Here is a 25,649-nt window from a genome sequence, read left to right as displayed (position 1 = left end):
ACTGCAGGCACGTAAGTTGGGCGAAAACCATCTCTGATTTGAGCGGCCTAAGAATACTGGTGACACAGGCGGCGGACTTCATGGGTCCGGTCCTGTGCGCGGTTTTCGAGGAACTCGGAGCGGAAGTAGTGAGCGATGGTCGGGCAATGACCGAGCCCGATCTGCCGGCCGCGATTGTCAGTGAGGCGGGGCGGATCGACGTCCTGGTGGCTAATCTGGCAATCACCGCGCCGACGACCCCGGCGGTTGACGTCGGCGAAGATGAATGGCACAGCGTCTTCTCCCATCTGGTCGATCCTCTCCCGCGGCTGGTTCGAGCCGTGCTCCCCCAGATGATCGCGCGCCGTTCGGGTAAAGTCCTCCTGATCGGAAGTGCTTCGGCATTGCGCGGGATGAAGCGGGCCTCGACATACAGTGCGGCCAGAGGCGCGCAACTGGCGTATATTCAGGCGGTCGGCATCGAAGCTGCGGCGCACAATGTGCAGATCAATGCGATCGCGCAGAACTTTGTCGACAATCAGACGTATTTTCCCGCCAGTGTGCAGGCCAACCCGGCATTTCAGGAACGATTGAAGCGCGAGGTTCCCCTCGGTCGGTTGGTTTCTCCCCGCGAAGACGCGCTCTTTGCCGCCTATCTCTGCAGTCCGGCTGCAGACTGTTTCGTTGGCCAGGTCTTTCCCGTGTGCGGCGGGTGGGTTTGCCGCTAGCATTTTCGATCGTCAGGCCAAGACGAGCGCGGCTGGAGCAACACCAAAAGGGTAATTCACCTCTCGCGCGGCGACGCTCTGCGGCACCGCGACGGGGATGGCTAATCCAATTACCCGGACTACTGGCAGCATAAATCGCCATAATCGTTCCCACAGGAGCTTTGTAAGGAGGGAGGAATGCGGGAAATCGTCCCTGACGTCGTCGTCTGGTCACGGCGATCAGAGCGGCATGGCTATGATTTCAATGGCCATCTGATCCGCCATCCGGACGGCAATCTTTGTATCGATCCGGTCGAGCCGGAGGATTCGGTGCTCGACGAGATAGTTGCCATGGGAGCGACGCGGATCCTGTTGACCAACCGCAACCATACGCGGGCCTCCAATCTGCTTCGTGCACGGCTTGGCGCGCGAACAGCGATCCATGCGCACGATCGAGATCACGCACGCGGCGAGGGAGCGGAAATCGACGATGCCCTGGAGGTGGGCGAGCGCGTTGGGCCGTTGCTGGTTGTCGGCGTATCGGGAAAGTCCCCGGGCGAGGTCGCATTGTTCTGGGAAGCGAGAAAGCTGCTATTCGTCGGCGATGCCGTGATCGGCAATCCACCCGGCAGGTGCGGACTCCTGCCCGAAGCGGTCATGGACGATCCCGTGCAACTGAGACGCAGCCTTGAGGATCTGGCTGCGCTCGATATTGAAACGCTGCTTATGGGCGACGGGGTCTCGATCCTGTCCGGCGCCAAAGGGTCCCTGGACGCATTGGTGGCGAGCTTTCGCAAATAGCTGCTTATTTTACGGCTCACGACATTCGCCAGCCGTGATCTCTTTGTCGTGCCTGCGAACCGGGATTTTGAGCGCTAGTGGATCGAATCCAATGTTTGGGGCCCGCATTTGACGGCGGCGATGATGCGGTTGGGGTCGGTGGTCCAGGCGAAGGGCTTCGGGTCGTCGTTGGTTTCGTCGAGGAAGCGGATGATCGCGGTCTGCAGGTTGACCAGTGAACGGAAGACACCGCGCTTCAGGTGCCGCTTGGTCAGCTTGCGCGATGAATGCCTCAACGAAGAGATATTCGATAGCCTCGCCGATGCCCGCCGCAAGCTGGCCCTCTGGCGCTACGACTATAACACCGTCAGGCCACACTCATCGCTCGGCAACCAGATCCCCGCCGAAGCGCGCCGGGCGCTTGAGCAATCTGAGGGCTCCGCGCCCGGCGCGCTTGCCCATCCCGAGCCCGTGTGAAAACTGGTGCTCAATCGCCGATTGGCAGGCACCTTGGCTGGTGCGGGCGCAGTCGGCGGGACGAGATCGCGCCTCAGCTGCGGATCGCGGCGATGAGCGGTCGGGTGCCGAGGAGATTGATCACCCGTTTCATGTTGTAGGCGAGCACGTGCAGGCTCATTTCCGTTCGCACCCGCTCCAGCCCCCTGGTGAGGGAGTGCGTCGCACCCATCCAGGCCTTGAGCGTGGCGAAAGGATGCTCGACCGTGCGGCGGCGCACCGTCATTGCCTCGGGCGCGTGCTCGATCCGCGCCAGCATGGCGTCGATGACCGCCTCGTGCTCCCAGCGCCGGACACGCCGTTCCTTGGCCGGCGTGCACCGGCTCTTCAGCGCGCACTCGCCGCAGCGGGTCGAAAAGTAGGTGATCATCGTCCGGCCCTGCAGGACCGAGCCGAAACGGCGCGGGAGCACCTCGCCGGCGGGACAGCGATAGGCGTCCTCGGCCGGCAGATAGACGAAGTCCTCTTTGGCATAGCGGCCCTCGGCTCTTGCCCCCGAGGTCAGCGGCTTGGGCAGGTAGGGGGTCACCCGATCGCTTCGCATGCCCGGATCTGCTCGCTGCTGAAATAGCCGCGGTCGGCCAGCACGTCGATCGCGTCCTGGCCCATCGCCGCCTTCGCCCTGGCCGCCATCGGTGCCAGCAACGCCCGGTCGACGACGACGTTCGTAACCTCGTGCGCGACGATCAGATGATGCTCGGTCTCGACCGCCGTCTGCACGTTGTAGCCGACGACGCTGGCGCCGCGCATGTTGGTCGCCATCGCCCGTGCGTCGGGGTCGGTCAGCGAGATCTGGCCGTCGGGCGCGGCTTCCACCCGCGCCTTCAAAGCACGCAGCTCGCGCACCTTGGCGCGCATCGCCGCGACCTTCTCCGCCAGCCGCACCGCTTTGTCTTGCGCGACCGAGCCCTCCTGCAGGTCGGCCGCGTCCAGCGCGCCGAGCCAGCGGGCGACGCTGGCCTCGATCTGTTCGATGCGGCGCTGCAGCTTGCCCGGTGTGTAGTTGCGGTCGCGGGCGTTGACCGCCTTGAACTTGCTGCCGTCGATCGCCGCCACCGCTTGGCTGAAAAGCCCCAGCCGGCGGCACAGCAGGATGAACTCGGCACACGCCGCACGGATCGCGGCGCCGTTGTCGCGGCGAAAGTCGGCGATCGTCTTGAAGTCGGGGCGAGCCGGCGGGTGAGCCACATCAGCTCGAGATTGCGCCGCGCCTCGCGCTCGAGCCGGTGGCTCGACTGGATGCGGTTGAGGTAGCCGTACAGGTAAATCTCGAGCAGCGTCGCCGGATGGTAGGCAGGACGGCCCGTTGCCGCCGGGCTCGCCCGATCAAAACCCAACGCCGCCAAGTCGAGTTCGTCGACATAGGCCTCGACCACCCGCACCGGATTGTCCTCGGAAACATAATCGTCGATGCAGTTCGGCAGCAGCGACTGCTGCAGTCGGTCCTCGCCTTCGATGAAGCGGCTCATGCGCACCCCCGGCTAACCCGCCGCCAACAATAGCCCACCCCGCGTTTTCACACAGCCTCTCCCATAAACCGTCTGGGCGCCGGGGAGGACATGGCATACGAAATCTTGTGCTCCCACCCATCGAGCCGGGGTAATCATGGTAACCATGGCCACGAATAGAGGGAGGAACACTCTCATATTTCCATTTTCTTTTCGTTGAGGCGCAAGATCGCCAAGATTCGCGACGACGGTACTAAGGGGGTGAGTCCGCGACACGCTACAGAGCGGCGTCTATGGGCTACCGTCAAGTCGTTCGGGTGGAATCCGATCAAGAACGCGCGGATGCTGACTTCGGCGGTATTGGGCGGGTTGCGCCGCCAGCTGGGCATCTATGACCTCGGCCCGGTTGTAAATCCCCTTGCGCTGCCGGCGCTCGGCGCCTCCATGATCTCGCGCCTGGCAACGGCGTCGCTCTTGAGCTTGGAGGCGGGCACTACCCGCGGTGCCCGGCCAACCGGGGCACAGAGCGCATCGTTATGCCGCATCATAGCCAACCTGCCCGGCCCGACAACACATCCGCCTGTCAACTTGACAGGGCCGTTTCTCGCACGGCGAGGTTACGGTTATCGCGACAGACGGATAAGGTAGCGGTCGCGCGGCGCGTTGTTGTGGTGTGGATGTCTGCGACTCGCTATATGCCGAACAGAACCCACGGCAAAGCGGGCCGGGCATGCGCGTTCTTGCATCGATAACGAGGCCAAGCCATCTGACTGGCGGCGGCGACGGGATTCTCGCCATCGTGTTGCTTGCCAGCCTCGCTGGGCTGGTGGCAGCGTTCGCGGGGCAGTACGTCTTTGGTCTTCAGCCGTGCATCTTGTGTCTTTACGAACGCCTGCCTTGGGCGTTGGCGGCGGTGACATCGGCTGTCGCGCTGGCCGGCAGGACAGGCATCGGACCGCGGCTGCCGATCGTCCTGTGCGCGGCCGTTTTTGGCATCGGCAGCGCGCTTGCCTTTTTCCATGTTGGCGTTGAGCAGCACTGGTGGGGGTCGATCGCCGGCTGTAGCGGTGGCCCGGTAAGCGGCCTCGGCCTGCAGGATTTGAGCGCCGCAGCCCTGGCGGAGCCGATCCGGCCGTGCGATCAGGTCGACTGGCGGCTGTTCGGCCTCTCGCTTGCAGGCTATAACGCCATCGTCTCAATGGTGCTAAGCCTCGGTTGTTTGGTGGGGTTGCGCCGGATGAAGAGAAAGCGCGGAACATGACGGAAACAACGCCGCGGACCGGGCGCCTGCATGGCGATCTGACGAAGAACGACGTGATCGAGCGCGTACTGCGGGTAAATCACGCGGGCGAATATGGCGCCGTGCGAATTTACGAGGGCCAACTCAGGGTTCTGGGTCGCCGAAGCGTTGGCCCGGTGATCCGCGAGATGGCGGACAAGGAACGCGAACACCTTGCAACCTTTGATTCGCTCCTGCCGCAACGTCGCGTCCGACCGACGGCCCTACAGCCGCTTTGGCATGTCGGTGGGTTCGCCCTTGGTGCCGCGACGGCGTTGCTCGGAGCAAGGGCGGCGATGGCTTGTACCGTTGCCGTCGAGGCCGTCATCGATGAACATTATGGCCGCCAGGTCGAACTGCTGGGCGACGACGAAGCCGAGCTACGCGAACTGTGTTCCCGCTACCGGAACGAGGAGATTGAGCATGGCGAGACGGCGCTCGCCCATGGTGCCGAACAAGCGCCCGCATATCGCGCGTTGACCTCGGCCATCCGTGCCGGCACCCGCGCGGCGATCTGGTTTGCCGAACGGGTCTGACCGGCTGTCCGGCCGCGATACGCTTCGTTCACCGGGGACACGTTCACCGGGGATAGCCAGATGAGGTTTACCGTTTGAGCCGGCCGCTCCGTCAGGATTCGCGCGGCTCGTCTGGCTGAGTGACCGAATCCGGCGCGGGCTCATCGTCATCCCCTGGTCGTGTCGTCTTTCCCTGTTTCGCTTTCATCCGTTCGGCGCGCTTTTCCGCCTTTGCCCGCTCACGCTCAAGGCGGTCAAATTGATAATTGGGCTTACGAGGCATGGGCATTCCTTTAACGGTTCTGGCGGCGGCATGATATCCAGTCGCGCGTCCCAACGGCGCCGCGTCGTTCGAGCATCGCAACGATAGCAGTTCAGGGGCCGGTATGGTCATTTCGAATGCATATCGGTGCCGTCTTCATCCATCAGACTCCCGAACCAGCCCCATCGCGGACGAAAGACTAAATTCGCCAATTGAATTCGTCGGCCCGCCCGCCTAACGTGCGGCAGTCATTATTCAGTCCGGGTTCTCCCGTCATCCCGACTGGGTCCGCGATTGTATCGTGCGTATCCCGAAATGGATCGTGATTAGACCGGCAATCTCGTCGGTCGCCGCCTACGCGAGAGAACTTGAATGTCTATCGGTACAGTTAAGTGGTTCAACGCCACCAAAGGTTATGGCTTTATTCAGCCGGATGATGGTTCAAAGGACGTCTTTGTGCACATCTCCGCGGTGGAGCGCTCCGGTCTCGGAAACCTCGGCGAGGGCCAGCGGATTGAATTCGACCTGGAACGCGGTCAGCAGGGCAAATCGTCGGCAGTCAATCTGCGCGCCGTCTGACGCTACCGATTCGTTCAGCACGATTAAAATAAATCTGGATTCCGAGACGGATGGGCAACCATCCGTCTCGACCTGGAAATTCCAGCCGTAGCGCCCTGGGGGGCTGAGCTTTCGGTGTAGCCAACGAAAGCTCGTATCCGATCATATCCATTCTGCCCGCTGGATTTGTGCCGTGTTCGGCCCGAATCCGGGATCGCGCCCGGCGCGCGGCCTCACACAGGACCCAGAGATTGAGCTGGGGCGGGCGGCATGTCCGCACCAAGACAGTGGGGAGCGATAGCGGAAGGGGGTGACCGGGCTCGCTGTGCGGCATCGGTTCCTTTGCGAAACCAAGTCCGCACAGCGCCCAAACGTCCTCAGGAGTTGTTCAAGATCCTGGATCGATGGTGACGTGATCCAGTTCGCGTCATTGGCAGACATCCTTTCGCCGGATCCAGTTTTCGACGACCGTGTAGCCGCGGAAGTGAGCGAGCACGGTTCCAAGCGGCGGCATTTGATTGTCTCCGCGCGCCCGCATGCGAACGGGAATGATCGACAGTTCGGGATGCTGCGGATACAGCAACTGTGCATCGGCAATACCAAGATCGCCGATGTTCGGCTTGATACCGCAGACATTCATATCGTGAACCGGCGTCTCGAAGCGAAGATCCATCGTTGCCCGCGTGATGTTTTCGGGTCGATGGCAGAACGAACAGTTGGCGTGCAGGTAGGCGCGCGCCCGGGGTGTCGTCGGCAACGACGCATCGTTGTAATCGGCGAGAGCGGGAAGGGCGGAAACCGGCGCGCTGAGTGGCTCACTAAACATGCCGATCGCGTCCCACGTGGTGACCTGATTCGCCGTTCGCCCAGTTTCGTTGTAATGGAAGTTGCCGTTGAGCTGGGCGATCTCGGGACCAAGCGCGTAGTTCGCCGCTGCGGTGTGGCAGAGCAGGCACTCGCCGCGGCTGGGCAGCTTCCAGTTGATCAAGGCGCCCTGGTTGGTCCGGACCTGGATCGTCAGCCCATCACTGGGCACGAGGGTGGCGTCCGTTCCGGCGGAATTCCACTGATATGTATATCCGGCCCAGGTTCCATCGTCGTGACGCTTGAGCAAGCGGGTCTCGAACGGTTTCCCTTTAAACATGAAGTTTTTCATCAGCACGGAGCCGACGGGGAAGGAGAAATCTCCGTCGTCGAGGACATCGATCGTCTTGCCGTTCGGCAGTGCCGCCCACCGCTTCTTGCCAGCGCCGTCCGACCACAGCGGAGAGTTGACCGAGTAGGGAATCAAACTCACTTTTGCAACGGCATGGTTGTAGGGCCGAACACAACCGGTCTCCGACAAGAGCTGTGGAATCTCGGTTCCGTTCCCGTTGTCGCCGGGGACGAGCTCAAAAATCTTCCCTGCCCACGGATCGAGCCCGTAAATTTCTCCGTTAGAATCTGTGAAAAAGTCGGTCAGCCCCCCGGTCGTGTCGAGCAATTTTTTTGACGTGTACTGCGTTCCTGTTTTCGTAACCGAATATAGCTCCTGAGGCCCATACAGGGCGAAGATATATTTACCGTACAAATCGGAAATCGCGGAGCCGCGATACACGATTCCGCCGGTGACGGACATGTACTTCCCGTTGTGGGCAATGCTGATAGCGGGTGCGGTGGCGCCGAGAGATGCGCATGTCCCCGGTCCCGCATAGTCACTCCGGCATTGATTGGCTTCCCAGGCGTTCCAGCCAAGATTAGCCCCTTTGGGGACAACGTCGACTTCTTCCCATTCGGCTTCCCCGACATCGCCAAGCCAGAGGTCACCGGTTACGGCATCAAAGGAAAACCGCCAGGGGTTGCGGACGCCAAGCGCATAGATTTCCGGCCGCGCCCCGGCGACATTCTTCCAGGGGTTGTCGGCGGGAATCGCATAGGGCGCGGCGGAGGTTCCATTGCGCACGTCAAGGCGAAGGATCTTTCCGCGAAGATCGCTCAGATCCTGAGCCGGCACGGACGCGACGAACTCGGGACCATTCAACGTGCCGTCACCGCTGCCGACGTAGAGGTCGCCATCTGGACCGAAGGCCAGATCGCCGAAGTGATGCAGATACCCGCTGGGTTGCGGCTGGCTAATAATTTGCAAGCGGCTGGCAGGATCGAATGCTGAGCGATCCGCCTTCAGGGTATAGCGGGCGACTTGAGATATCGTGTAGGGATCGCTCGCTTTTCGGCCATTATAAAGGACGAACACGCGACCATTCGTCGCGAAGTTGGGATCAAATGCGAAACTAACCAATCCCCAATTTTCGGATCCAATCGGAGGATCCGTATACGCATTACTTTGGTTGTTGAGCCCAACCTCGCTGGAAAGATCGAGGACAAGAACCGGCGTGTGTCCAGGATTAAACCTGTACATCTGGCCTTGGCGCGAAACAACGTAGAAGGCGGAATTATCGGGAGCGTTCCGGATCGCGAACGGAACGACGGCGCCGAGTTCCGGCCAGACCTGCTTTAACTGAACTCCCCCCGAAACCGGCTTTGGGCCAGCAAGGCAAGTGGTATTGGAAGGGCGGGCATCGAGCCCCGAAGTGGTAGCGGCGAGCGCGCCTGATGTCGCGGCGAGCAGGGCGCCGGCAATGACCAGCCCCCGCGCAGACCATTTTGTCAGCGACGATAATGTCCCCGAGAAGGCCATCGTTTGAGTTTTGGGCATTTTCCTCTACCCCCTTTCTGCTATCGCGGATGAGCGATCGATGAAGATCGGATCTTGCTGGCGTTCCACGCCGGTCTTTGAGACTCCACTCTCAGACCGAGAGCCCCCACTCTCAGACCGAATATCCAGCCCTTCGACAAGCCGGAGACCGTTCGATTCGCCATCAATGTTCCAGCCGCGCTGAGGCTGAGCCCGCAAGGTCCGTTTCGTTCACCCATCGACCGTTGAGTGAGGATAACACGAACCGCATAATTGGAAAAAAGAATATACCACTAAAAAGCGAGAAAAATTCAGCGTATGCTATCAGAGATAACCAACTTCTGGTGATTCCAGCATAGAAATTCCCGCGGTTCGGGAACATATGAGGGCTTGCTCGATGATCGTCGCCATGCGGCCGGCGATCCGCAGATGCTGGGTTCTGTTCCAGGCGGTGAGCGCCACCCCATCTCTCAGAAGCGGTTCGAGGCCACCGCCACCCCCGCCCCCACCCCCGGCATCACAAAACTCCCATTCGCGCGCAGTCGGGCTGGCAAGGCTTGGAAAAGAGCGGTTCCGGCTGCAGCATTCATCCGTACGAGCGCCACATCGTTCCCTCAATAGAGCCAGCACCAGCAACGAGTGCCATTTATTTGACATATTTTTGGCGCCTAAATGTGCGATGTGGAGTGCCGATATTTATTAACCTAATTATAGTTATTTAAATACTAATAAAAGTTCTGCAAGAAATTGTCTAACATTGGGCGGATTTAATCAATCAATGCGGGCATCTATTGCCCAGGATTTCTTTTTGGAGAGTCGTTTGTTCATATTCTCCCTGAGCGGAACAGAAAATAGAAATTTTTACGCCTGAAGGCGGTAGAGCCAATACGTTCTTTGGTGATGTCTGCGAATCGAGGCCGAAGGGTTCGTGATGTGAGCGGGCCCTTCTTAAGCGATCGTTGCCCTCAGTACACACGGATCAATGGGGTTGAGTCGTTTTGGACAGCCGTCCAGTGTACCGCAAGGGCAGAGAGGTTCTTCGCGTTCAAATAAACGGAGGATGTCATGGATTGCCGGAAGTCCGGGAGCGGTTCGACAGGCCCGTCATCACCAGACCAGACACCATCCCCGTCAACCTCATCCCCGTCAGCCTCGGCCGCGTCGGGATCGACACGCCGGACCATCCTCGCCGTGGGTCTCGGCGGCGCTGCTGCCAGCGTAATTGCGCCGCGTAAATCGCTCGCGGACGGTGCCGATGATCGGCGTCACTGGTCACGACGGCACTGTGAGGCGAGCGCGCCTGTCGAGTTCATCATTGTCGGTTCGGGTGCCGGCGGCGGCCCGCTGGCGTGCAACCTTGCCCGCGCCGGCCACAAGGTCGTCCTATTCGAAGCCGGCGGATCAAACGATGCCGAGGACGTCGCCTCGGTGCCGTTCTTTAGTGCTTTCACCACGGAAGACGAACGCATCCGTTGGGACTATTACGTCCGCCATTATACGGATACGCAGCAGCAACAGCGAAGCAGCCAATACATTCCCGCACAAGACGGAATCTGGTATCCGCGCGTCGGATCGCTCGGCGGCTGTACGGTACACAGCTTTATGGTTGATATTTACCCGAGCGACGCTGATTGGAATTTTATCGCAATAAAGACCGGCGATTACAGCTGGATCGCCGAGAACATGCGCGGTTATTTCGAGGCGTTGGAACAGTGCCGCTATATACAGCGGCGCGGCCCGTGGAATCCGTCCCGTCATGGCTTCGACGGATGGCAGCCGACGGAAATGCCCGACCCGTCGGTGTACGCCGACGATCCAAAAATCGCCCCGATCATGGCCGCGTGTGCCGAGGAGATGGGGGATCAGCGATATTCGCTCGCCAAGTTGCTCGCGGGTCAACTTGATCCGAATGACTGGCGGTTACGCAATCGGCGCGAAGGTGTCTACGACATCCCGCTGTTTACCAAGAACGGCCGGCGCTTCGGTCCGCGTCAACTCATCCAGCAGACCGCCGCCGATCTGCCGCACAACCTCATCGTCAAGACGCACTGCCTCGTTACCCGCGTGCTGTTCGAAGGAAAAGCCGCGGTTGGCGTGGAATACATGGAGGGTCCGCATCTTTATCGCGCCGATCCAAATGCCGCTGCGTCGGCAAAGTTTCTGCCGCGCAAAACCATGCGGGCGGGGCGCGAGGTTATATTGGCGGCCGGTGCGTTCAATACACCGCAGCTTCTCAAGTTGTCCGGGGTCGGACCGTCGCAGGAGCTCAGTGCCCATGGCATCCCGACCATCGTCGATCTGCCTGGCGTCGGCCGCAACCTGCAGGACCGCTATGAGGTCGGTATCGTTACCGATTTCGCCTCCGATTTTACCTTCGCCGCCGCCTGTCGCCCGGGACAGGCGGTCGATCCGTGTTACGGCCAGTGGCTGGCCGGCGCCGGCCCCTACACCGGATACGGCGCGGTCGGCGGGATCCTGCGCCGCTCGGAAACGCACCGCTCCTTGAACCTCGCCAATCCCGATCTGCTTATTTCGGTCGCGCTCACCCGCTTCAAGGGCTACTTTCCAGGCTATTCGGTTCAGGACATCGCCGGCCCAGGCGCCAGTCACCAACTGACGTGGTTGATCCTCAAGGCGCATACGCACAACCGTGCGGGAACGGTAAAGCTTCGATCCGCTGACCCGCGTGATACGCCGGTGATTAACTTTCGCTATTTCGAGGAAGGGACAGATAAGACCGGCAAGGATCTTTCGTCGATCGTCGACGGAATCGAATTTGCCCGACGCCTCAATGGCCGCCTGTCGAGCATTTCCACCGGCGACGTCTGGCCCGGCCCGCAAGACCAGTCACGTGACGAGCTCGCCCGCTTCGTTCGCGACGAAGCGTGGGGTCATCATGCGTCGTGTTCCTGCAAAATGGGTGCGAAGGACGATCCCTTGGCGGTTGTCGATAGCAAATTCCGGGTTTTCGGCACCCACAAATTGCGGATTGTCGACGCGTCGATATTCCCGCGCATCCCTGGCTATTTCATCTTGATGCCCATTTATATGATTAGTCAGAAGGCAAGCGACGAGATCATCAAGTCTACCTATCCAGGCGGCGAGTTCGCGCGCTCGATGGAGTCGGTCGTTGATTGGGCGTAAATCGTGGCGATACCGCCACCACCCGAATTGATAACATCGTAATCAGACTTTAGCCTCGGACCGTCGGACGAAGTTCAGCCAGCCGGCATGGGACGCGTCTGAAGGCCCGAGGCCGTTCGTCAAGCCGTTCTGCGTCGGGAGGCAGGCGGCCGCGCTGGGGCCGACGTCGGCGTCACCTGCCGAGCCTTGGCCGGGCCGTCAGGGGCGGGGCCGTCGGACGGCACGACCGCGGCGGGCAGTATCCGCTCCGGTTCCGGCGGTGCCGGGACCGCGGTGACGTCAATCGGCAGATCGGCCGCTCTTGCCACCAGGCCCGCGGGCGGTGCCGCGCGATCAGCAAGCGCCTGGACAAGTTCGCGGATCTCGTCCCGCACGGTGTGGTCCCGCAAGCGGGCGAAGTGGGCGAGAAAGCGGCGGGCTTGCGCGACATCATCCGGGCTTGCCTGGAGCGTCGGCCGCTGCCGGTGTGGCCGATGTTCGTCGGCTTCGTCGGCGAAGAACCACTCCACATCGACATCAAGGATCGCCGCCAATCGGAAAATGTGCGATGGGCCGATCCGACTCTCGCCTGTTTCGAGGCGAGCCGTGGTGCCCGCGCGAAAACCGAGAACGAGATCGATCAATTCGCTGTCGAGATGAAGGACCCGACGACGGGCGGCCAGCCTGGAGGCGACCTGACGGTCCATGGGGTCGGCGGCAAACAGCCGTGTGCGCCGCGGAGAGGCTTTGTAATCGTCGGGCACGTCGAATGTCCTGAAGCGTCGATTATTCTCCGCAGTATTCCCCGGCGCGCAGACGCGCGCAGTGATGGGGCACACGGAGCGCGCAAAGATCACAAAGAGTCCTGCGGCAACTTTCAGCGGTGACGCAGGGGACTTCGAAGGTTTTGCCAAGACGGGACGCCCGATCGAGTCACGCAAAAGCGTACTCGATCGCCCGCGCGGTCACGACGGGCTCCGGCGCTAGTCGGTTGTTAACCATGCCCGGGTAGGATGGAGCCGTCGACATCCCGCAGATTGCTCCGCTGCCTGCCGAAAACGGAATGATGATGGCAACGCTTCACCTCCAGGCCTTTACTGAGCCGGCGCGCGCCGCCGCCCGATCCCTCGGCATCGCCCTCATGCGACCACACGCAGGCCCGTTCGGTCTTGATCGGGCCGGGAGCGCGCGGCCCGATCGTCAGATGGTCCGCCTGACGACGGCGCTGGCTTTCGCCGTCGGGGCGTTCGTGGCGGTCGCGCTGCCGCTCACCTGGTACGTGTTCGATATCCGCTACGATACGGGCCGCATGCAGGCCGAACTCCATGCGCACGCGCAGCTCATCGAGGACTTGATCCTGACGGATCAGGGTAATTCGCTTCGCGGCCCGGACGCTCTGTTGGAAAACGCCAAGCGTATCGAAGCGGTCTTGTCGCGCCGCATCGGCGAAGGGTTCATCGAGGTTTACTCCGTGATCGATCAACGCGGAGATGTGATCGCGCACTCGACGCCGGAGCCGAACTCGCTGCCGTGGCCGGTCCTCGAAAGCGTGATACCGTTGCGCGCCAGTGGCGCCGTTCTGGGAAGTCTGCGCGCGCAGGTCTCGATTTTCGATCTCTGCTATGAGCTCCTGGGGCTTTCGTTTCTCAGCATGACCCTTGGTGCCGGAGCGTTCATCGCTTTCCGTGTTCTGCCGCTGCGCACCCTGCACGAGGCCCTGCGGCAGGTTTCCTATCTGGCAAACCACGATCCGCTCACCGGCCTGCCCAATCGCACCCTGTTTTCCGATCGTCTCGAACAGGCCCTCGCGCAATCGGACCGCGGCACGGAGATCGCGGCGCTGCTGTTCGTCGATCTCGACCATTTCAAAGAAGTGAACGATACGCTCGGGCACGGGGCCGGCGACCTGCTGCTCAAGCAGACCGTCAACCGGGTGCTCGCGTGCTTGCGCAAAACCGATACGCTCGCCCGGCTCGGTGGCGATGAGTTTGCCATCATCCAAAGTGGGCTGAAGGGCGCGGATGCGGCCGCCGTCCTCGCTCAGCGTATTCTCGAGACACTGGCGGTGCCGTTCCAGCTCGACGGGCACGAAGCGGTGGTGAGCGGCAGCATCGGGATCGTGTTGCTCGATCGTCCCGGGCAGGATCCAGGCAAACTTTTGCGTGAGGTCGATCTCGCGCTCTACCAGGCAAAAACCGAAGGTCGCGGAACCTACCGCTTCTTCGCGAAGGAAATGAACAAGCGGCTGCTGGCTCGCAAGGGGCTTGAACGCGACCTGCGCGTCGCACTGCGCGAAGGGCAGTTCACGATGTACTATCAGCCACAGATCGAACTTGCCAGCGGTCGGATGACCGGCATCGAAGCGCTGCTGCGCTGGCAGCATCCCGAACGCGGCCTGATCGGCCCGGGTGACTTCATCGCCGTTGCCGAGGAAACCGCGCTCATCGTGCAGATTGGCGAGTGGGCTCTGCAGACCGCCTGCAGCGAAACCGCCGCGTGGGGGCCGCTCAGGCTCTCCGTCAATCTTTCGCCGGCGCAGTTCCGCGCGCCGTCACTGGCGGCAATGGTCAAACGCGCGCTCGATGAAACCGGCTTCGAGCCGGGGCGTCTTGAGCTCGAGATCACCGAGAGCGTGCTCCTTCAGGAAACCGAGGCGACGCTTTCGGCGCTGTACGCCATCAAGGAACTCGGCGTGCAGATCGCCATGGACGACTTCGGCACCGGCTACTCGAGCCTGAGCTACCTGCGCAAGTTTCCCTTCGATAAGGTCAAGATCGATCGGTCGTTCATCAGCGACCTCGGCCGATCTAAAAACGCCGCGGCGATCGTCCGTGCCGTCGTCGCGCTTTCCCACAGCCTCGGCATGCGGGCCAACGCCGAGGGTGTCGAGACCTCGGAGCAGGCGAGGCTGCTGCTGGCGGAAGGCTGCGAGGAGGTGCAGGGGTACTTCTTCGGCCACCCGATGTCGGCCAAGGATTTCTGCGGATTCGCCACTGCGCAGGGGGGTGGAAGGCCTGTGCCGTCAATCACCGGGCGCGTATCTCAGACGCCGGGGGCCACATGACCGGCGCGGTACACCTTCGATCTGCCCTCAAACAAAGCGCCTGGGGCAAGCGGAACCTTCGGATCCCTCGCTCGGGAGCATCGGCATCCTCTAAAAGGCCACCAAAGCCCGCGCCGCCATGCTATTGCGGGCTGTCCGGTCCGTATTTGATCAGGAATGCATCGTAATACCGAGCGTTCGGATTGCCCATATCACCGTCCCGATATCCGCTAGCTGATCCCGCCAGATAGACATCTCCATCGGTGTCGGTGGCGACCTTGATCGACCCAAGCGTCGCCGTTCCTATATCGTCGCGCCCATCATTCCATAATTCATTGCCATCGCGATCGAATTTTATGATGAATACCTGACCAAGCTGGCGCAGGTCGACGCCCGCGACATAAACGTTACCGCTTGCGTCGGTCGCAACACCTTCGGCTTGTTGTGAAACAGATGGAAGCCCCGTTCCGAGCTGGCGCCTCCATACATTCCGACCATCGCGATCGAGCTTAATGACGAAACCGTCATAAGAGACCGGGTTCGTACTAACCAACGATTCCTCGGTGATGTTGCCGACCACGTAGACGTTACCGTCTCCATCGGTGGCGACGCCTTTGGCGCTACTGTTATGCAGGAGCTTGCCGGGTTGCCGGCGCCACAGTTCCTGCCCTTCGCGGTCGAAGCTGATGACGAAACCGTCCCGACTTCCCTTTTGCGTATTATAAAACTTCTCTCCAGTCTCGCCCACGACATGCACGGTTCCGTCCGCAGCGACATCAACAGAAAACGCGCTCAACGACGTGCCGAACTGTCTGATCCACTCGGGCTCGCCTGCGGCAGCGCTGGACGCAACTAAGGCTGCCGAGGCAGCGACGACGGCACATACGGTTCGGACCGGGCTGACCATATTCTTCCCCCCTCATCGGCTGGGCAAACTCATTCGCCCGACAAGGAAGGCTAGCACGGCGTCGTTACAGCTTAAGGGCAGAGCCGGCCCCTTTACCTCGTCGCCAGGAGGTGTCGAGGTCGGCTCAGATATCGGCGTAGACGTGGGTTTCCGCTTTGGCGCCGGGGTGGGTGACGGCGCCGAGGCAGGCGTCGCCGACGATCTGGGCGTATTTCCACAGCGCGCCTGACTGGAAGTCGTGAGCGCGCGGCTGCCACGCCTTGCGCCGCTCGGCCAGCTCCGATTCGGAGACTTCGAGCTCGATGGTGCCCTTCTCGGCATCGAGGGCGATGACATCGCCATCGCGGATCAGGGCGATCGGCCCGCCGACCGCCGCCTCCGGGCCGACGTGGCCGACGCAGAAGCCGCGGGTGGCGCCGGAGAAGCGGCCGTCGGTGATCAGCGCCACCTTGCCGCCGGTACCCTGTCCGTAGATCGCCGCTGTCGTCGCGAGCATCTCGCGCATCCCCGGCCCGCCGCGCGGGCCTTCGTAGCGGATGACCAGCACGTCGCCTTCCTCGTAGGCGCGCCGGCTCACCGCCTCGAAGCAATCCTCCTCGCAGTCGAAGCAGCGGGCGGGGCCGCGGAAGGTGAGCGTGGCAAGCCCGGCGATTTTGACGATCGCCCCCTGCGGGGCGAGCGAGCCCTTCAGGCCGACGACGCCGCCGGTCGTCGACAGCGGCGCGGCGATCGGTCGGATGACGTCCTGCTCCTTCGGCAGCGCGACACTCGCGAGGTTCTCGGCAATGGTCCGGCCGGTCACCGTCAGGCAGTCGCCATGCAGGTAGCCGCCCGCGAACAGCACCTTCATCAGCGCCGGCACGCCGCCGACGTCGTAGAGGTCCTTGGCGACGTAGCGGCCGCCGGGCTTGAGGTCGGCGATGTAGGGGGTGCGGCGGAACACCGCGCAAACGTCGTCGAGGTCGAAGTCGATGCCGGCCTCGTGGGCGATCGCCGGCAGGTGCAGCCCGGCGTTGGTCGACCCGCCGGTGGCGGCGACGATGGTCGCGGCGTTCTCCAGGGACTTGCGGGTGACGATATCGCGCGGGCGGATGCGCTTTTCCAGCAGGTTCATCACCGCGCGGCCCGACGCCTCGCACAGCGCATCGCGGGACTCGTAGGGCGCCGGTGCGCCGGACGAGCCGGGCAGCGCCAGACCGATCGCCTCGGAGACACAGGCCATGGTGTTGGCGGTGAACTGCCCGCCGCACGAGCCGGCGGAGGGACAGGCGACGCATTCGAGCTCGTGCAGGTCCTCGTCCGACATCCGTCCGGCCGAATGGTTGCCGACCGCCTCGAAAACGTCCTGGACGGTGACGTCCTTGCCGTGGAAGCGCCCGGGCAGGATGGAGCCGCCGTAGATGAACACCGACGGCACGTTGAGGCGGACCATCGCCATCATCATTCCCGGCAGTGACTTGTCGCAGCCGGCAAGACCGACCAGCGCGTCGTAGCAATGGCCGCGCACGGTCAGCTCGACGGAATCGGTGATCACGTCGCGCGAGACCAGCGACGACTTCATCCCGGCGTGGCCCATGGCGATGCCGTCGGTCACGGTGATGGTGGTGAACTCGCGCGGCGTGCCGCCGCCGGCCTTGACGCCGAGCTTGACCACCTGCGCCTGGCGGCCGAGGGCGATGTTGCACGGAGCCGCCTCGTTCCAGCAGGTGGCGACGCCGACGAACGGCCGGGCGATGTCGTCCTCGGTCAGCCCCATCGCGTAATAGTACGAGCGGTGCGGCGCCCGTTCCGGCCCGACGGTGACGTGCCGGCTCGGCAGCTTGGATTTGTCAAAGACGGGGCGGCGGACGTCATCGGGCATGGAAGGTCTCCCGGAATCTTCGAATGTGTTTTGCGGTGCGCGACTTTAGAGAAACGCTCCGTTGGTTCCTAGCGCTTTGCGCGGTCGCGCACGCATGGGCGCGGAACCCTTGGCCGCCCTGCGGGTTGATGGCAGCAGGCATCATCGCTCCAGCTAGGCACAAAACCGCCGATTTAGACGTGTAAAAGCCTGTCGATGGCCGAGGCAGGCATTTTTGCAGGCAGGTCGCGCCAGGCAGGCAGCACAAGAGGGACCCGGGACATGGCCACAATCGTTGGGACCAGCGGCGACGATCTTCTCTATGCGACCACGGACGGCGACGTTTTGCATGGACTTGGCGGGGAAGACGCCCTCGTCGGCCACTATGACGATCTCGTTCTGGCCGGGGGTGCCGGCGATGATGACGCGCTCATTTCGTTGCGGGACGAGAGCGGCGGCGCGCTCATCCTCGAAGGGACGGTGGTCGGTGGCGACGGCAACGATGTTCTCGTAGCGACCATCGAGTCCGGGTCCAGCGGCACGCGGGCTGAATCGCACCCGTGGCTGTTCGGCGGCGCCGGGGACGATTCGCTGATCGCAACCGCGCGCGCCGAGGCGACCCAGGAAACCGCGACGACCAACACTCTGTCTGACGCGGTGCTGAACGGCGGCGAAGGCGACGACGTGATGCGGGCGATGGTCGAGAGCCTGGGGGCGGTTGGCTCGGCGACGTCCGATGCAACCCTTCACGGCGGAAAGGGCGACGACGTCATTGTCGCACAGGCACACGCCGGCGCCGAAGGCGCGGCCGCTGCGTATACGCTGATCACCGGCGATGCGGGCAATGATCTGTTACACGCCGAGGCGGCTGCCGGTGGCGGTGACGGCAGTATCGCCGAGAACACGTTGAGCGGCGGGAGCGGCGATGACCGGTTGGAAGCGCACGCCGCGATAACCGCTGACGGAAACGCCAGTGCCGGAAACGTGCTGAACGGCGGCGACGGCGACGACGTGCTCAGCGTCGATGCTTCGGCCTTCGCCGGTTACGATACGGCGACGATCGACAATGTCCTTCTCGGCGGTGACGGCAGCGATACCTTCAGCGTCGATGCCAGGGCATCGAGCTACACCGCCGGCGGCGGCGGCAATATCACCACCGAGCTTTCCGGTGGTAACGGCGACGACGATGCGACGGTGACGACCTACTCGCTTCAAGGGATCGTCGAAAACACGCTTCTCGGAGGTGGCGGCGACGATCACCTCGAGGTTACCGCCTCGGGCGACAGTTATTGGTTCGGCACCAATGTTTTGCATGGCAACGGCGGGGCGGACACGTTAAGCGCCGATGTCATCGATCCCGATTTGACGGATGGCGCCAACGGCTCCAGCAGCCTTTACGGCGATGCGGGCAACGACCGGCTGACGGTCATCGGCGGCGATGCCAACCTGCTCGATGGCGGGATCGGCAACGATACGCTGATCGGCGGCGACGGCGGCGATACCTTCGTCTTCCATCCCGGCGACAACGTCGATCGCATCGAGAACTTCACGGTAGGGGCCGACCGGATCGAACTTTCCGGTTTCGGCCTCGGTGATTTCGCCGACCTGTCGTTGAGCGCGTACGCCGGCGGAACCGAGCTGGCGCTGGCGTCGAACGGCCTCGTTCACATCATCGGCGTCGATCCGGGCGACCTTTCGGCGGCGGACTTCCTGTTTACTTGAGCGCGGCTCGCGCGGGTGGGCCGGCCCCGGGTCCGCCCGCGGTCAAGGTGGGGACTTACAAGCCGTTGGCCGGCAGCGATGCCACATAGCGGCTGATGGCGGCAATCAGCGCCTCCGGCTGTTCCAGGTGCGGCGAATGGCCCGCGTCCGTCAGCATCAGCGGCTCGGCCGGCCCGCTGACGCCGGCGACGATCGCCTCGACCTGTGCCGACGTGCCGTAGTGGTCATCGACGCCCTGCATCGCCAGCACCGGCGCGCGGATCGTTGCGAGGTCGCGCTCGATGTTCCAGTCGCGAAAGTCGGGATCGAGCCAGGCGTCGCACCAGCCGCGAAAGGCGCAGTCGACATTCTCGCCGTGCCAGCGGGCGAGGCGCGCGCGCAGATCGCCCGCCTCGAAGGCCTGCTTCGCCTCGCGGATGCCCGCGATCGAGACGTCCTCGACGAAGACGTGCGCCGCCACGGTGACAACGGCGTCGCTGAGCGGCGCCTTGCCGCCGGCGGCATGCAGCAGCGCGATTGTCCCGCCATCGCTATGGCCGACGAGGATCGGCCGGTGAACGTCCGCGGCCGTCAGGATCGCGGAAACGAGGGCTCCTTCGCGGGCGTGATAGTCAAGCGGCCGGGGAAGAGGCGTGGGATCGGAGCTGCCGTAGCCAGCCCGGCTCCACAAAAAGACACCGAGGCCCGTCGCTTGCGCCAGGCGTTCGGGAAACCGTCGCCAGAGATCGACGCAGCCGAGCCCTTCGTGCATCAGCACCAATGTCCGAGGGTCGTCCGCCCTTGCCGGAGGCAGCCGTTGATATTCGAGCGAAACGCCCTCGACGCGAAGGCGGCTGCGAACAGCAAAGGCACTCATGCACCGTTCTCAGCCAGCGCGGCCGTCCCGAGGCCGGGGCGGATGGCGTCGGCCCGTCGGGCAAGATCCTCGGCCTGTGCCTGCAATTTTGGCCGCGCCATATCGTCGGCCGTAGCCGCCTGGCGCACCAGCGCTTTGGCTTTTGCGGCGAGGGACCACGCCAGCGGTTCGTCGATTGCGGCTGCCGCGGAAGCACCGCCAGTCTCGGCCAACGCGATGACGCGGTCGTGCTCGCCCGCCATCATTGCCACCCAAGCCTCGGCGATGAGGTCACCGTCGACACTCGAGGACGGCGATGCCGCGACGGGCGCTTGCTCGGCCGGCGCCGGTGTGGCGGGCGCCGGTGTGGCCGGCGGCGCGTCGCGACCCAGCTCAAGTTCAATGCCGGCGGTGCCTGTGGCGCTTCGCATTGATTCCAGCTCGGGCGCCGCGGGCGCCGCGGGCGCCGCGGGCGGTGCATCCGGAGGGGGCGATGGCGGCGCGGCGTGGGACGCTGCTGCCTCGGCTTTCTGGGCTTCGAACTGAGCGCGTGCTTGCTCGATCCAGCCGCGCGCCCGTGCTGCCCAGTCGAGTTCCTGGTCTTGGCCCGGCAGACGGAAGCCGGCGAGGGTCTCGAAGCATTCGAGCAGGTGGCTGAACGGCTTGGCAAAGAAACCCGGCGGAAAGCAGCCGAGCCGGGCGGCGAGCTGGACGAGGAACGTGTCCGGATCGTAGCCGGAGATCCAGTGGACGTCCTTGCCGGCCTCGAGCAACGTCGCCTTGACGTCGGCCGACGGCTCCTCGTCGCGAAAGCCGACCCAGAACAGGCGGTAGGGAAACTCGGGGCGGTCGGCGAGGGCGCGGAAGACCGGATCGTTGGCGCCGCTGTAGCCGATGACGATCCAGCAGCGATTGCGCGCGGTGTCATCGAACAGCGGCTCGATCGCCGTCGCCAGCGCGTCGACTTCTTCCTTGCGGTGCAGTTGGACGAAACCATCGCGCTGGCCGTGGAGGTGAAACACCGAGCGGTCGCGGACGAAATCGGCGACGAAGCCTTTGCGCACGACCGCCATGTCGTATACCGCCGGATAGAAGTTGAGCAACGAGCAGGCCCGCATGACCAGCGGATCGAAGTTGGTCGTCAGCACCCGGTCGACGAAGCCGGCGCGCATCATCTGTGCGATCGAGATATGCGCCCAGTTGATCTTGGCGTTGTCGATGAACTCGCAGATCAGCTCGTGGCGGTCGCCGGCAGCGAGCTCGGCCATGCACAAGGGATAGGTCGGCTCGGCCGCGCGGGCGTATTCGTCGGGAAACCGCTTTTTGATTTCATCGACGAAGCCGCGCGCCAGCGGAATACCAGCCTGGAACGAGCAGCCGGCACCGGTGAGGAGCGCCGTGCGAACGGGACTTTTCTTGGCCTGGTTCTTGAGGATTTGCTGCGCGACCTGCTCAACTGTCCATTCACCCGCCATGCCGATGTCTCCTCGCTGGGCCCCAGGTTGCAGTCTCCCGGCTCTTCGTCCCCGTCCGTATTCCCCCGGCGCGAGTTGCTGCAGCCCGGCCAAGTGCAGAGAAAATCGATACGCCCGTCAAGCGGTTTTGCCCGCCCGCCGAAGCGCTTGACCGGCTTGATGGAAGCGCCGTCAGCCGATCGCGCGCCGGCAGATCGAGGCTCAGACGATCGAGCGGACGACGCCGCCATCGACACGCAACGCCGAGCCGGTCGTCGCCGAGGCCTGTTCGGAGCAGACATAGACCACCATGTTCGCCACCTCGTCCACCTCGGCGAGCCGGCGGATCAGGGACGACGGGCGGATCTCGGTGATGAAATCGGCCTCGAAAGCCTCAGTGGAAACACCGCGCTCACGCGCGAGCTTGGCGATGAAGTCCGAGACCCCCTCCGAGCGGGTCGGCCCCGGCAGCACCGCGTTCACGGTGACGCCGGTTCCGGCGACGCTTTCGGCGATACCCCGCGAAAGCGCCAGTTGCGCCGTCTTGGTCAGTCCGTAATGGACCATTTCCAGCGGAATTTGCACGCCGGACTCGCTGGAAATGAAGACGATGCGTCCCCAGTTGCGCGCCAGCATGCCAGGCAGGTAGCTGCGCGAGAGGCGCACGCCGCTCATGACGTTGACTTGGAAGAAGCGCTCCCATTCAGCATCGTCGATCTCAAGAAACGGCTTCGGATCGAAGATGCCAAGGTTATTGACGAGAATATCCGTATCACGGACATCAGAAACGAACGCAGCAACGCCATCAGCGGTGGCGAGATCGGCGGCGATACCCGCAACCGCCGCGCCCGGCACGTCCGCTTTGAGCTGGGTGACGGCATCCGCCACCTTGTCCGGGTTTCGCCCGTTGAGGGTGACCGCCGCGCCGGCGGCGGCGAGGCCCCGGGCGATGGCGAACCCAATGCCCGCGGTCGAGCCACTGACCACTGCGCGTCGTGATGAGAGATCGATCTTCATCTGAACTGTCCCTTGGTTGCATGGCCGCCGTCGGCGCGATGGGATGACCGCAGCCGGATCGCCGGTGCCGATTGCTGGATGATAGGGTCGGCGGCGCGCGAATTCCATCAGTGACGAAACCCCATGCCACACTGAATGGTTGTGCAACGCGCGCGCGCGGTGTAGCAAACGGAGGAGCCGCGGTTGCGGTCATTGCGCGCGAGGAGCCGTCATGTTCAGACCGTCATTCGTACGCGCCTGCTCGGTGCTTGCAGTCAGCGGGGCGTTCGCCCTCGGCATCACCGGCTGCGCGACGCTTGAGAAGCAGCAAACCCAGAGCAACGAACAGCTGCTTGCCGCAGCCGGCTTCTCCATCCGGCCTGCCGATACCCCGGACAAACTCGCCGCCCTGAAGGCGGCCAAGCAACACCGGTTGATCCGCCGCCAAACGGCCAGCGGTGCAATCGCTTTTCTCTACGCCGACGCGGCGGTCTGCCGGTGTGTCTACGTCGGTGACGAACAAGCCTACCAGCGCTACCAAAAGCTCGCGGTCGAACAGCAGGTCGCCATCGCCGACCAGGAAGCCGCGCTCGATACCGCGCTGGATTCGCCCTGGGCGTACGACTGGTGGGCGGTCCCGTACTGAGCAAAGAAGGCGCCGCGACGCGTGGCTTGGCGATGACGGGCCGCCTTCGAAGCAAGTCGCGCTGCGTCCAGAACAAGAGAGCGTGAATCTTCGTGCCGTCCTTGGCGACTGCCCTGGGTTGAGCGATAGTCATCGCGAGCGAAATCGCAAATCGTTCGTAAAGAGAAAATCGTTGGCAAGGGCTCGCTCGGGAGGAAAACGATGAGAAAAATTCGCATCGCCACCGCCTTGCTCGCGGTTGCGCCGCTGGCTTGGCCGGCAGTGGCGGCCAAGCCAGCGGCTGTCGGCGGACCCGCAGCCATCATGGCCGCGCTTGGCTCAAGCAAGGACCGCTGCACATCCTACGATGGTGATCTCGACGATCTGCTGACCGCCGGGCTCGGCAAGTCCGGGCTCGCGGGCGCGGCGCCCCTGCCGGTGATCCCAACCGCGCCGACGTCCGAGGAGCTTCGTCGCCTGGCGATTTACGCCAATTACCGGGCGCTCGTCGATATGACGGCGAACGGCGGTTACGGCACGCTTTATGGGCCGAACGTGCTGGCCGACGGCACGGTAACGACGGGAGAAGGTAAGATCGCCGGTACGGAGTGTACCACCTATGCCGATGACGGGCGAGGCCGGCAGAACGTCAGCTTGATGGTGCAGATTCCGGAAAGCTTCGATCCATCGGAGCCCTGCATCGTCACTGCGCCGTCATCCGGGTCCCGGGGCATCTATGGTGCGATCGCGACCAGCGGCGAGTGGGGTCTAAAGAACGGCTGTGCGGTTGCCTACACCGACAAGGGGACCGGTACCGGAGTCCACGATCTCGAGAACGACACGATAAACTTGATCGACGGCGTTCGCGAAAGCGCCGAGGTTGCCGGCGCCGCGTCGAATTTCACCGCCCGGATCAGCGATGGCGAGCGCATCGCGTTCAACGCCGCGTTTCCCCACCGCATCGCCTACAAGCATGCGCATTCCGAACAAAACCCGGAGGCCGATTGGGGAATCGATGTTCTCAAATCGATCCTCTTCGCCTTCATCGAGCTGAACCGTCACTATCCGCAGTCGTATATCTACCCAGCGAACACCATCGTCATCGGCTCCAGCGCATCGAACGGCGGTGGTGCTTCGGTGCGCGCGGCGGAGATCGACGCGTTCGGTCTGATCGACGGCGTCGCCGTTTCCGAACCCAACGTCAATCCGCCCCGAGGCCCGGCGTTCACGATCGTTCAAGGCAGTCGCCAGCCGTACCACTGGGGAGGCAAGCGGCTGTACGATTACTTTACCCGGCTGAACATCTTCCAGGGGTGCGCCAACCTCGCGCAACCGGACGCGCCGTTGAATTCGTTCCAGGGCGCGTCGGCGGAGGCCCGGTGCGCCTCGCTGCACGCAAAGGGCCTGCTTGAGGCCGATACCCTGGCGGAACAGGCCCGCGAGGCACAGGCGATCATCAACGGCTACGGCTTTTTGCGCGAACAAAACATTGTTCAGCCTTCACACTGGACGCTGTTCGTCCCGCAAGGGATCTCCGTCACCTACGCCAACGCCTATGCCCGCGCGCGCGTCCAGGACAATCTCTGCGGTTTCAGTTTTGGTGCAACCAGTACGATGGGTGATCCCGGTGCGCTCGCCGATACTGCCGAAGCGATTCTCTTCGGGACGGCCAACGGCATACCGCCGACGAGTGGCATTAACGTCATCAACAATCTCTCACCCGGAGGCGCGAAGCTCGATGCAGTTTCGGCCTCGCCATCGACCGGCGCGTTCGACCAGAACCTTGACGGCGCGTTGTGCCTGCGGGCGTTGTGGATCGGCGCCGATCCGGTGAGCGGGGCCCCGTTGACCGGTGCGCTCCTCGACGCACACAAGCGGTTGCGCCGGAACGTCGGCAGCATTCTTGCCACCGCGAAGCTGAACGGCGTTCCGGCGATCTTCGTGACCGGCCGCTCGGACGCGATCTTGCCGCCAAACCATACGTCGCGTGCTTATTTTGCGCGTAATCGCCAGTTCGAAGGTGGAACGAGCAAGTTGCGATACATCGAGGTGACCAATGCCCAGCATCTCGATACGCTGAACGGCGTCGGCGGATTTGATAATCGTTTCATCCCGCTGCACTTCTATTTCCTCCAGGCGCTCGACCGGATGTATGCTCACCTCAAGTTCGGCAGGCCGTTGCCGGCGAGTCAGGTCGTGCGCACGGTACCGCGCGGAGGAAGCCCGGGCGCGGCGCCGGCCATCAGCGCTGCGGCCAATCTGCCGGCGATCAAGACGACACCACCGGCGGCCGATCGGATCACGTTCGTGGCCGATACGCTGAACATTCCGGAATAGCCGGACCTGACTGAGCGCGGTCGCCCAGCCCTTCATGGCCGGCCAAGCC

General features: G+C 63.2%; 17 protein-coding genes and 3 pseudogenes. 11 read left to right on the top strand and 9 right to left on the bottom strand.

Going from position 1 to position 25,649, the window contains the following annotated elements:
* Positions 1 to 80 precede the first annotated feature (80 nt).
* Both IPK66_01265 and IPK66_01260 read left to right on the top strand, forming a co-directional pair.
* Complete coding sequence (locus IPK66_01265) at positions 81 to 707, top strand: SDR family oxidoreductase (GenBank protein MBK8173962.1); 627 nt, start codon at positions 81 to 83, stop codon at positions 705 to 707.
* A gap of 177 nt (positions 708 to 884) precedes the next feature.
* Positions 885 to 1,487 (top strand): MBL fold metallo-hydrolase, encoded by a 603-nt coding sequence (locus IPK66_01260; GenBank protein MBK8173961.1) that lies wholly within the window; start codon positions 885 to 887, stop codon positions 1,485 to 1,487.
* A 74-nt stretch (positions 1,488 to 1,561) separates the two neighbouring features.
* On the opposite strand, the pseudogene IPK66_01255 reads toward IPK66_01260, so the two are convergent.
* A pseudogene (locus IPK66_01255) lies at positions 1,562 to 1,744 on the bottom strand (IS630 family transposase).
* On the opposite strand from IPK66_01255, the pseudogene IPK66_01250 reads away from it, so the two are divergent.
* Positions 1,740 to 1,943, top strand: a pseudogene (locus tag IPK66_01250) (transposase). The pseudogenes IPK66_01255 and IPK66_01250 overlap by 5 nt on opposite strands.
* Positions 1,944 to 2,016: 73 nt before the next feature.
* Here IPK66_01250 and IPK66_01245 read toward each other — a convergent pair.
* Positions 2,017 to 3,451: pseudogene (locus IPK66_01245) on the bottom strand (IS1182 family transposase).
* A 709-nt stretch (positions 3,452 to 4,160) separates the two neighbouring features.
* On the opposite strand from IPK66_01245, the gene IPK66_01240 reads away from it, so the two are divergent.
* From IPK66_01240 to IPK66_01230, 3 genes are all read left to right on the top strand, one after another.
* Positions 4,161 to 4,691, top strand: coding sequence for a disulfide bond formation protein B (locus IPK66_01240; GenBank protein ID MBK8173960.1), 531 nt, complete (start codon positions 4,161 to 4,163; stop codon positions 4,689 to 4,691).
* Positions 4,688 to 5,245 (top strand): demethoxyubiquinone hydroxylase family protein, encoded by a 558-nt coding sequence (locus IPK66_01235; protein MBK8173959.1) that lies wholly within the window; start codon positions 4,688 to 4,690, stop codon positions 5,243 to 5,245. The genes IPK66_01240 and IPK66_01235 overlap by 4 nt, the downstream gene beginning before the upstream one ends.
* A 613-nt stretch (positions 5,246 to 5,858) precedes the next feature.
* Positions 5,859 to 6,065, top strand: a complete 207-nt coding sequence (locus IPK66_01230) for a cold-shock protein (GenBank protein MBK8173958.1) — start codon at positions 5,859 to 5,861, stop codon at positions 6,063 to 6,065.
* Between the two features lie 406 nt (positions 6,066 to 6,471).
* Here the strand turns inward: IPK66_01230 and IPK66_01225 are convergent, their stop codons facing one another.
* A complete protein-coding gene (locus tag IPK66_01225) occupies positions 6,472 to 8,739 on the bottom strand; it encodes a PQQ-dependent sugar dehydrogenase (protein MBK8173957.1) in 2,268 nt (755 codons plus the stop codon).
* Between the two features lie 1,044 nt (positions 8,740 to 9,783).
* On the opposite strand from IPK66_01225, the gene IPK66_01220 reads away from it, so the two are divergent.
* Positions 9,784 to 11,862: a GMC family oxidoreductase gene (locus IPK66_01220; GenBank protein MBK8173956.1), complete on the top strand. Its 2,079-nt coding sequence runs from the start codon at positions 9,784 to 9,786 to the stop codon at positions 11,860 to 11,862.
* Positions 11,863 to 11,981: 119 nt separating this feature from the next.
* On the opposite strand, the gene IPK66_01215 is transcribed toward IPK66_01220, so the two are convergent.
* Positions 11,982 to 12,605 (bottom strand): helix-turn-helix transcriptional regulator, encoded by a 624-nt coding sequence (locus IPK66_01215; GenBank protein MBK8173955.1) that lies wholly within the window; start codon positions 12,603 to 12,605, stop codon positions 11,982 to 11,984.
* A gap of 305 nt (positions 12,606 to 12,910) precedes the next feature.
* Here IPK66_01215 and IPK66_01210 point away from each other — a divergent pair, with 305 nt between their 5' ends.
* Positions 12,911 to 14,905, top strand: a complete 1,995-nt coding sequence (locus tag IPK66_01210) for an EAL domain-containing protein (protein MBK8173954.1) — start codon at positions 12,911 to 12,913, stop codon at positions 14,903 to 14,905.
* A 121-nt stretch (positions 14,906 to 15,026) separates the two neighbouring features.
* Here IPK66_01210 and IPK66_01205 read toward each other — a convergent pair whose 3' ends face one another.
* Both IPK66_01205 and ilvD read right to left on the bottom strand, forming a co-directional pair.
* Positions 15,027 to 15,791 (bottom strand): SBBP repeat-containing protein, encoded by a 765-nt coding sequence (locus IPK66_01205; GenBank protein MBK8173953.1) that lies wholly within the window; start codon positions 15,789 to 15,791, stop codon positions 15,027 to 15,029.
* 124 nt (positions 15,792 to 15,915) lie between these two features.
* Positions 15,916 to 17,652 carry a dihydroxy-acid dehydratase gene (gene ilvD, locus IPK66_01200; GenBank protein ID MBK8173952.1) on the bottom strand — a complete coding sequence of 579 codons (1,737 nt, stop codon included), beginning with the start codon at positions 17,650 to 17,652 and terminating at the stop codon, positions 15,916 to 15,918.
* Between the two features lie 261 nt (positions 17,653 to 17,913).
* Between ilvD and IPK66_01195 the strand changes: the two genes are divergently transcribed.
* Complete coding sequence (locus tag IPK66_01195; protein ID MBK8173951.1) at positions 17,914 to 19,353, top strand: hypothetical protein; 1,440 nt, start codon at positions 17,914 to 17,916, stop codon at positions 19,351 to 19,353.
* 55 nt (positions 19,354 to 19,408) lie between these two features.
* Here IPK66_01195 and IPK66_01190 read toward each other — a convergent pair whose 3' ends face one another.
* The 3 genes from IPK66_01190 to IPK66_01180 all read right to left on the bottom strand — a co-directional run bounded on the left by IPK66_01190 (position 19,409) and on the right by IPK66_01180 (position 22,659).
* The gene (locus IPK66_01190) at positions 19,409 to 20,209 is read right to left on the bottom strand and encodes an alpha/beta hydrolase (protein MBK8173950.1); all 801 of its coding nucleotides are present in this window, start codon (positions 20,207 to 20,209) and stop codon (positions 19,409 to 19,411) included.
* The gene (locus IPK66_01185; GenBank protein MBK8173949.1) at positions 20,206 to 21,663 is read right to left on the bottom strand and encodes a hypothetical protein; all 1,458 of its coding nucleotides are present in this window, start codon (positions 21,661 to 21,663) and stop codon (positions 20,206 to 20,208) included. The genes IPK66_01190 and IPK66_01185 overlap by 4 nt, the downstream gene beginning before the upstream one ends.
* A 201-nt stretch (positions 21,664 to 21,864) precedes the next feature.
* Positions 21,865 to 22,659 (bottom strand): SDR family oxidoreductase, encoded by a 795-nt coding sequence (locus tag IPK66_01180; protein ID MBK8173948.1) that lies wholly within the window; start codon positions 22,657 to 22,659, stop codon positions 21,865 to 21,867.
* Positions 22,660 to 22,987: 328 nt separating this feature from the next.
* Here IPK66_01180 and IPK66_01175 point away from each other — a divergent pair, with 328 nt between their 5' ends.
* Together IPK66_01175 and IPK66_01170 are read left to right on the top strand one after the other, a co-directional pair.
* On the top strand, positions 22,988 to 23,284 hold the full coding sequence (locus IPK66_01175) for a hypothetical protein (GenBank protein ID MBK8173947.1): 297 nt from the start codon (positions 22,988 to 22,990) through the stop codon (positions 23,282 to 23,284).
* Between the two features lie 201 nt (positions 23,285 to 23,485).
* On the top strand, positions 23,486 to 25,600 hold the full coding sequence (locus IPK66_01170) for a D-(-)-3-hydroxybutyrate oligomer hydrolase (GenBank protein ID MBK8173946.1): 2,115 nt from the start codon (positions 23,486 to 23,488) through the stop codon (positions 25,598 to 25,600).
* The last annotated feature ends 49 nt before the right edge of the window (positions 25,601 to 25,649 follow it).

The organism is Rhodospirillales bacterium (genome assembly GCA_016712595.1).
In the GTDB taxonomy this organism is placed as follows: Bacteria; Pseudomonadota; Alphaproteobacteria; order Rhodospirillales; family Defluviicoccaceae; genus Defluviicoccus.
The sequence above is the reverse complement of the archived record's forward strand: the minus strand, read 5'-3'. Positions and strand labels throughout refer to the sequence as shown.

Coding starts and splice junctions, on each gene's coding strand:
- IPK66_01210 (MBK8173954.1), top strand. CDS start 12,911: ATGGCAACGCTTCACCTCCAGGCCTTTACTGAGCCGGCGCGCGCCGCC.
- IPK66_01220 (MBK8173956.1), top strand. CDS start 9,784: ATGGATTGCCGGAAGTCCGGGAGCGGTTCGACAGGCCCGTCATCACCA.
- IPK66_01170 (MBK8173946.1), top strand. CDS start 23,486: ATGAGAAAAATTCGCATCGCCACCGCCTTGCTCGCGGTTGCGCCGCTG.
- IPK66_01235 (MBK8173959.1), top strand. CDS start 4,688: ATGACGGAAACAACGCCGCGGACCGGGCGCCTGCATGGCGATCTGACG.
- IPK66_01195 (MBK8173951.1), top strand. CDS start 17,914: ATGGCCACAATCGTTGGGACCAGCGGCGACGATCTTCTCTATGCGACC.
- IPK66_01260 (MBK8173961.1), top strand. CDS start 885: ATGCGGGAAATCGTCCCTGACGTCGTCGTCTGGTCACGGCGATCAGAG.
- IPK66_01205 (MBK8173953.1), bottom strand. CDS start 15,791: ATGGTCAGCCCGGTCCGAACCGTATGTGCCGTCGTCGCTGCCTCGGCA.
- IPK66_01185 (MBK8173949.1), bottom strand. CDS start 21,663: ATGGCGGGTGAATGGACAGTTGAGCAGGTCGCGCAGCAAATCCTCAAG.
- IPK66_01230 (MBK8173958.1), top strand. CDS start 5,859: ATGTCTATCGGTACAGTTAAGTGGTTCAACGCCACCAAAGGTTATGGC.
- IPK66_01265 (MBK8173962.1), top strand. CDS start 81: ATGGGTCCGGTCCTGTGCGCGGTTTTCGAGGAACTCGGAGCGGAAGTA.
- IPK66_01180 (MBK8173948.1), bottom strand. CDS start 22,659: ATGAAGATCGATCTCTCATCACGACGCGCAGTGGTCAGTGGCTCGACC.
- IPK66_01225 (MBK8173957.1), bottom strand. CDS start 8,739: ATGCCCAAAACTCAAACGATGGCCTTCTCGGGGACATTATCGTCGCTG.
- ilvD (MBK8173952.1), bottom strand. CDS start 17,652: ATGCCCGATGACGTCCGCCGCCCCGTCTTTGACAAATCCAAGCTGCCG.
- IPK66_01190 (MBK8173950.1), bottom strand. CDS start 20,209: ATGAGTGCCTTTGCTGTTCGCAGCCGCCTTCGCGTCGAGGGCGTTTCG.
- IPK66_01240 (MBK8173960.1), top strand. CDS start 4,161: ATGCGCGTTCTTGCATCGATAACGAGGCCAAGCCATCTGACTGGCGGC.